Annotated in this window: 7 protein-coding genes; 5 read left to right on the forward strand and 2 right to left on the reverse strand. The window is 70.3% G+C overall.

The window, feature by feature from the left end; genetic code table 11:
* Window positions 1–206: 206 nt before the first annotated feature.
* Window positions 207–1,499 carry an MFS transporter gene (locus E1288_RS45690; RefSeq protein WP_132495513.1) on the forward strand — a complete coding sequence of 431 codons (1,293 nt, stop codon included), beginning with the start codon at window positions 207–209 and terminating at the stop codon, window positions 1,497–1,499.
* Here E1288_RS45690 and E1288_RS45695 read toward each other — a convergent pair.
* Window positions 1,474–2,646, reverse strand: a complete 1,173-nt coding sequence (locus E1288_RS45695; protein WP_132495515.1) for a glycoside hydrolase family 64 protein — start codon at window positions 2,644–2,646, stop codon at window positions 1,474–1,476. The two genes, E1288_RS45690 and E1288_RS45695, sit on opposite strands and share 26 nt — an antisense overlap.
* A gap of 182 nt (window positions 2,647–2,828) precedes the next feature.
* Here E1288_RS45695 and E1288_RS45700 point away from each other — a divergent pair, with 182 nt between their 5' ends.
* On the forward strand, window positions 2,829–3,491 hold the full coding sequence (locus E1288_RS45700) for a spermidine synthase (protein ID WP_132495517.1): 663 nt from the start codon (window positions 2,829–2,831) through the stop codon (window positions 3,489–3,491).
* A gap of 28 nt (window positions 3,492–3,519) precedes the next feature.
* On the opposite strand, the gene E1288_RS45705 is transcribed toward E1288_RS45700, so the two are convergent.
* On the reverse strand, window positions 3,520–4,041 hold the full coding sequence (locus E1288_RS45705; protein ID WP_132495519.1) for a methylated-DNA--[protein]-cysteine S-methyltransferase: 522 nt from the start codon (window positions 4,039–4,041) through the stop codon (window positions 3,520–3,522).
* Window positions 4,042–4,156: 115 nt separating this feature from the next.
* On the opposite strand from E1288_RS45705, the gene E1288_RS45710 reads away from it, so the two are divergent.
* The 3 genes from E1288_RS45710 to nusB all read left to right on the forward strand — a co-directional run bounded on the left by E1288_RS45710 (window position 4,157) and on the right by nusB (window position 6,410).
* On the forward strand, window positions 4,157–5,266 hold the full coding sequence (locus E1288_RS45710; protein WP_132495521.1) for a M24 family metallopeptidase: 1,110 nt from the start codon (window positions 4,157–4,159) through the stop codon (window positions 5,264–5,266).
* Between the two features lie 82 nt (window positions 5,267–5,348).
* On the forward strand, window positions 5,349–5,915 hold the full coding sequence (efp, locus tag E1288_RS45715; protein WP_093275318.1) for an elongation factor P: 567 nt from the start codon (window positions 5,349–5,351) through the stop codon (window positions 5,913–5,915).
* A 51-nt stretch (window positions 5,916–5,966) separates the two neighbouring features.
* On the forward strand, window positions 5,967–6,410 hold the full coding sequence (gene nusB / locus E1288_RS45720) for a transcription antitermination factor NusB (RefSeq protein WP_132495523.1): 444 nt from the start codon (window positions 5,967–5,969) through the stop codon (window positions 6,408–6,410).
* Window positions 6,411–6,606 lie beyond the last annotated feature (196 nt).

Below are 6,606 nucleotides of genomic sequence, written 5' to 3' on the forward strand. Positions count from 1 at the left end.
GGCTCGATTCGCTCCCACAGCTCGTCGGACACGATCCATGGCGGCTGCTCACCCTTCTTCACACGATCATGATCAACCATCAGGGAATGCCAGTCACTACAAGTGATCATTCTGTTAGGAACTCTTAGTGGCCATGGCCGGATCTTCTCATATATTGTCTTCCCGGCCACTGGTTCCGCCCCGCCGTTTCGGCGAGGCTCTTCGATGTGATCAGTACTGGGACCGCGCGACGCGTCCACCCCGCCTGGTGGGTCGCGGCCGCCGCCTTCATCGCCCTGCTCGGGTCCGCCGCCTTCCGGTCGATGCCCGGCGTGTTCATGAATCCGCTGCACGACGAGTTCGGCTGGCCGCACAGCGTCATCTCGGCCGCCGTGTCGCTGAACCTGCTCCTCTACGGCCTGACCGCGCCGTTCGCCGCGGCCCTGATGGCGCGCTTCGGCATCCGCCGGGTCACCGTCGCCGCGCTGCTGCTCATCGCGGCAGGCAGCGGGCTGACGGTGTTCATGACCGCCAGCTGGCAGCTGATCGTGTGCTGGGGCCTCCTCGTGGGCCTGGGCACCGGGTCGATGGCGCTGGCCTTTGTGTCCACAGTGGTCGACCGGTGGTTCGTGCAGCGTCGCGGCCTCGTCAGCGGCGTGCTGACCGCGGGCAGCGCGACCGGTCAGCTGATCTTCCTGCCGCTGGCGGCCGTGCTCGTCGAGAGCGACGGCTGGCGCTTCACCTCGCTGGTCATCGCGGGCACCGCGCTGCTGGTCGGCCTGCTGGTGTGGCTGGTGATGCGCGACCACCCCCGCGACGCCGGCGTCACCGCCTACGGCGCGACGGGCGACGAGCCGGAGCCGGAGCGCGACCGCGGCAACCCGGCCGCGGTCGCGCTCCGCGCCCTTCGCGACGCGGCCCGCAAGCCCGCTTTCTGGCTGCTGGCGGGCGGATTCGCGATCTGCGGGGCGAGCACCAACGGGCTGGTGAACACGCACTTCGTGCCCGCCGCGCACGACCACGGCATGCCGACCACGACCGCTGCCGGGCTGCTCGCGGTGATCGGCGTGTTCGACGTGCTCGGCACGGTGCTCTCCGGCTGGCTGACCGACAAGGTCAACCCGCGCCTGCTGCTCGCCGCCTACTACACGCTGCGCGGCCTGTCACTGTTCGTGCTGCCGCAGCTGCTCGGCCCCTCGGTGGAGGCGAGCATGGTGCTGTTCGTGGTGTTCTACGGGCTGGACTGGGTGGCCACCGTGCCGCCGACCATGGCGCTGTGCCGGGAGCACTTCGGGCCCCGCGCCTCGGTGGTGTTCGGCTGGGTGTTCGCCTCGCACCAGATCGGCGCGGCGGCCATCGCCAGCATCGCGGGCGTGGTGCGCGACCAGTTCGGCGACTACGCCGCCGCCTGGTACGGCGCGGGCCTGCTCTGCCTGCTGGCGACGGCGTTCTCGGTGTCGATCCGGGTCGCCCCGCGGTCGAAGCCGGAGCCGGTCACCACGGGGTCAGCGTCACGGTGATCGACTTCGGCGCCCCGTCCTGGATGTAGGAGGCGAAACCGGCCACGTCGTCGAAGGCGAACCCGTAGGCCTTGCCGTCCTCGGTGTTGGCGTGCATCACCTTGGCGAAGTGGTTGGTGACCTGGTGCTGGTAGAACGCGCCCGGATCGGTGCCGGGCTGGTCGGCCAGGTCCAGCAGGATGGAGCGGTTGAAGCCGGCGCCCAGGATGGCCGCCACCGGACCGGTGATGCCGTCGTTCGGGGCGGCCAGCGCGCCGTCGCAGAACAGCACGTCCCTTGTGGACGGTCGTCCGATCGGCTGCACGCCGCCGTCGAAGTTGAAGGTGTCGCCGGAGATCTGGCCCGTGAAGATGCGGCCGTCGCCGGTGTTCACCTTCAGCTGGCTGCCCTGGTACTTGGCCCAGACCTCGTCGATGTAGGAGTCGTAGTAGCTGCCGGAGAACGCGCCGAGGTCGAGCCCGTGGCCCGGCGCGATCACCCGCAGGTCCTGCTGCCGCAGCCCGGCGAAGTCCGCGTTCTCGGTGACACCGCTGAGGATCTTCTCGCGGCCCCCGGCGGGCACCGTGCCCGTGGTCTGGTCCTGCGCGCCCTGCAGCCGGATCGACAGCGGCACGCTGAACATGTCGACCATCGTCGTGTTGCAGTACATCCCGTCGGGCTTGAGGGTGAATTCGACAGTGTCGTGCAGGATCGAGTGGTTCGGATCGGTGTCGACCCAGCCCGCCGGGTACTGCAGCGCGGGCTTGCCGTCGCCGCCCGGGACGACCTTGAACTTCAGCTTCTCGCCGAGCGCGAAGTAGATCCGGCCGGACATGCTCGGCAGGTTCAGCGTCGTGTCGCCGCTGCCCTGCAACGGGATGGCGTAGTCGGCGAAGCCGTCGGAACCGTTGTCGGACGGCGAAACCGGCACCAGCTGCCCGTCGGGCGAGACCCGGCACTGCTCGCCGGAGTCGAGGTTCACGCCGACGACGTAGACCCAGATGGACGCGTTGTCGAACTGGCCGCTGCGGTTGACGATCGTCAGCGGTAGCGGGACGTCGGGAGCGCGGCGGCCGGCGAAGGCCGGGGCGGCGGCGAGGCCGCCGATGACAGGTACGGCGAGGGCGGCGGCGGAGACTCCGCCGAGGAAGGAACGTCTGCTGAGCACGGCGCTTCCCTTCGGGGTGGGAAATAAGTTTTGGGTCACAACAATTGTGGGAGCGGCCGCCTCGGCCGCCAATACCCCGAAGCGCCTCCGCCGACTACCCGAACCGGCTCATCCGACCGGTCAAAACCGGACAACGGCGGTGGATCGCCCACCCGCCGCCGGGTTGGCTAACTTTGGTGGCGATGACGGAACAAGTCGCGCGCAACGATTCCGAGCGCGGGGAACTCGTGCTGCTCCGCCGGGGCGGCGCGCTGGAGCTCCGGGTCAACGGCGTTTTCGTGATGGACACGGTGCACACCGAGACCGAACGGCTGCTCGCCCGCGCCACGCTGCGCGCTGCCGCCCGGACCGACCGGGTGCTGGTCGGCGGCCTGGGGCTGGGGTTCACGCTGCGGGAAGTGCTGGCCGATCCGCGGGTCCGCGAAGCGCACGTCGTCGAGATCGAGCCGGACCTGATCAACTGGCACCGCCGCGGGCTCGTCCCCGAAACCGCCGATGCGATCCGGGACGACCGGGTGGTGTTCCGCGTCGGCGACGTCGCCGAGGTGCTCGACGCGCAACCGCCCAGCAGCTTCGACGTCCTGCTGCTCGATGTGGACAACGGTCCGGACTTCCTCGTCTACGACGGCAATTCCGCTCTCTACCGAGCCGATTTCCTGGCCCGCTGCAGGGAGAAGCTCACCCCGGAAGGCACCGTGGCGATCTGGTCGGCCGACACCTCCCCGGACCTCAGTGCCGCCATGCGCGAGGTCTTCGGGAACTGCGAGGAGATCCCGATCCCGGTGACGCTGGGGCAGCAGGAGACGACCTACCACCTGTTCCTGGGCCGCCGGGCTCGTGAGTGAAGGTTCCCGTTCTTGCCGCAACGATCGCTCACGAGAGCAGGTCGAGCTCCAGCAGGCTGGGCTCCAGGACGCCCTCCAGCACCAGCAGCCGCCGCTTGGCCTCCAGGCCCGGGCCGAACCCGCCGAGGCCGCCGCCGCTGGCCAGCACCCGGTGGCACGGCACCAGCAGCGGCACCGGATTGCTGCCCATGATCGTGCCGACCGCCCGCGAGGCCTCCGGCCGCCCGGAAAGCTCCGCCAGCCCCTTGTAGCTCACCGTCTCGCCGAAGGGCACCAGCTCGTGCAGCGTGCGCAACACGTGCAGCCGCAGGCCCTCCAGCGGCGCCCACGCGATCGGCACGTCGAATTCCCGGCGCCCGCGCGAGAAGTACTCGCCGAGCTGCCGCGCGGCCTCGGCCGCCACGCCGGTGCCCCGGCTTGGCTCGACGCCGTCGAACTCGCCGAGTACCCGGTCCGGCGCGGCGAAGGCGACCCGGCACACCTCGTCGGCGGCTGCGACGACCGTCAGCTCCCCGACGGGACTGTCCAACGCGCTCCACGTCAGCGACATGCCGGGAGGGTAGCGCCCTGCACCGACGAGCCGGGCCGCGCAAGCTCGTGGCGGCTTCCCGCCGACGTTGGCGTGACCAGGCCCGTTCGCCACGACGCGAGCTAGGCTCCGAAACATGCCCGAAACGCACGCCCACCGACGCCACGCCCTCCGCGACCAGCTGCGCGAGCGGGACCTGGACGCGATGTTGGTGACCGACCTGCTCAACATCCGCTACCTGACCGGCTTCACCGGATCCAACGCGGCGCTGGTGGTGCACGCCGCGGACGAGCCGGGGACCGAGTCGCGGACGGTGTTCTGCACCGACGGCCGGTACCTGATCCAGGCCGGGGCGCAGGTGCCGGACCTGGAGCGGGTCATCGAGCGGCCGAGCGATCTGGCGCTGGCCGAGCGGATCGGGGCCGACGCCGCCGGGCACCGCCGCGTCGGCTTCGAAAGCCAGCACGTCACCGTCGACGGCCGCGACGTGCTGGCCGCCGCGGCGGGCGAGGCGGAACTGGTGCGCGCGCCCGGCCTCGTCGAGCAGCTGCGGCTGATCAAGGACGAGACCGAGATCGACGCGCTGCGGATGGCGTGCGCGGCCGCCGACCGGGCGCTGGCCGACCTCATCGCGCACGGCGGGCTGCGCCCCGGCCGCACCGAGCTGGAGGTCGCCCGCGAGCTGGAGACCCGCATGCTCGACCACGGCGCGGCCGGACCGTCGTTCGAGACGATCGTCGCCGCCGGGGCGAACTCCGCGGTGCCGCACCACCGGCCCACCGACGCGGTGCTGGCGGCCGGAGACTTCGTGAAGATGGACTTCGGCGCCCTCGTCGACGGCTACCACTCGGACATGACCCGGACCGTGGTGCTCGGCAAGGCGGCGGACTGGCAGCGCGAGATCTACGAGCTGGTGCGCGCCTCGCAGGCCGCCGGCCGGGCCGCCCTCGCCGTCGACACCGATGTGAAGGCGGTGGACACCGCGGCCCGTAAGGTGATCGAGGACGCGGGCTACGGCGAGCAGTTCCTGCACGGCCTCGGACACGGCGTCGGCCTGGAGATCCACGAGGCACCGGCGTTGTCGCAGCGGGGGGACGGTAGAATCGGCGCCGGGATGGCGGTCACCGTCGAGCCTGGTGTCTACCTGGCAGGGCAGGGCGGGGTCCGCATCGAGGACACGCTGGTCGTGCGTCCCAGCACGCCGGAGCTCCTCACCTTGACGACGAAGGAGCTCGTCGAAGTCTGACGCGCCGAGGTGCGCCGGTACGCCGGAATCCGGTTCGCGTCGGCAACACGCCCAAGCCATCACCACAGGAGAGACCCCCACCGTGGCATCCACGAACGACCTGAAGAACGGACTGGTGCTCAACATCGACGGCCAGTTGTGGACCGTCGTGAACTTCCAGCACGTCAAGCCCGGCAAGGGCGGCGCCTTCGTTCGCACCACCCTGAAGAACGTCCTCTCCGGCAAGGTCGTGGACAAGACCTTCAACGCCGGCGTCAAGGTGGACACCGCGAACGTCGACCGCCGCGAGATGACCTACCTCTACAACGACGGCACCGACTACGTGTTCATGGACCCCGACACCTACGACCAGGTCAACATCTCGGCCGACGTCGTCGGGGACGCCGCGAACTACATGCTGGAGAACAGCGCCGTCGTCGTGGCCCGCCACGACGAGGCCCCGCTGTACGTCGAGCTGCCGGCCTCGGTCGAGCTCGTCGTCTCGCACACCGACCCGGGCCTGCAGGGCGACCGCTCCACCGGCGGCACCAAGCCCGCCACCCTGGAGACCGGTGCGGAGATCCAGGTCCCGCTGTTCCTCAACACCGGTGACAAGGTGAAGGTCGACCCGCGCGACGGCCGGTACCTCAGCCGCGTCAGCAGCAAATGATCGCCTGCCCGTCGGCCGCGGCATTCGGCCCGGCCGGAAAGAGGGTGTGAGGTGGGTTCTCGGAGCAAGGCACGCAAGCGTGCCGTGGACTTCCTCTACGAGGCCGATCAGCGCGGCATCGACGCGGTGACCCTGCTGGCCGAGCGCGTCGGCTCGCCGGAGGTCCCGCCGGTCGGCGACTACACGATCGCCCTGGTCGAGGGCGTGACGGCGAACCGCGAGCGGATCGACGAGGTGCTCACGCAGCACGCCGAGGGCTGGTCGCTGGGGCGGATGCCCGCGGTCGACCGCTCGGTGCTGCGGCTGGGCCTGTACGAGCTGCTGTGGAGCGACGACGTGCCGCCGGCGGTGGCCATCGACGAGGCCGTGGAGCTGGTCAAGGCGCTGTCGACGGACGACTCGCCGCGCTTCGTCAACGGCGTGCTGGGCCGCATCGCGGGCATCGGCGACCGGCTCCGCAAGTCGGTCCGCCCGGAGCAGACCGCGGCGGAGTAGCCCGAACGAGTTACAAGCGAGGGGCGTCCCCGGCCAGGCGACTTGGCCGGGGACGCCCCTCGTCTCGTCATGCCCCCGAACGGGTGACGAGGTCCGCAATTTCAATGGAAATCAGAGCTCCGATTTCCATTGAAATTGCGGTGGGGGACCCGGCGAAGGGTTCTTCAGCCGGATTCACCTGCCGTCGGAGTGGATT

It is taken from the genome of Saccharopolyspora elongata, from assembly GCF_004348985.1.
GTDB classification, from domain to species: Bacteria; Actinomycetota; Actinomycetes; order Mycobacteriales; family Pseudonocardiaceae; genus Saccharopolyspora; species Saccharopolyspora elongata.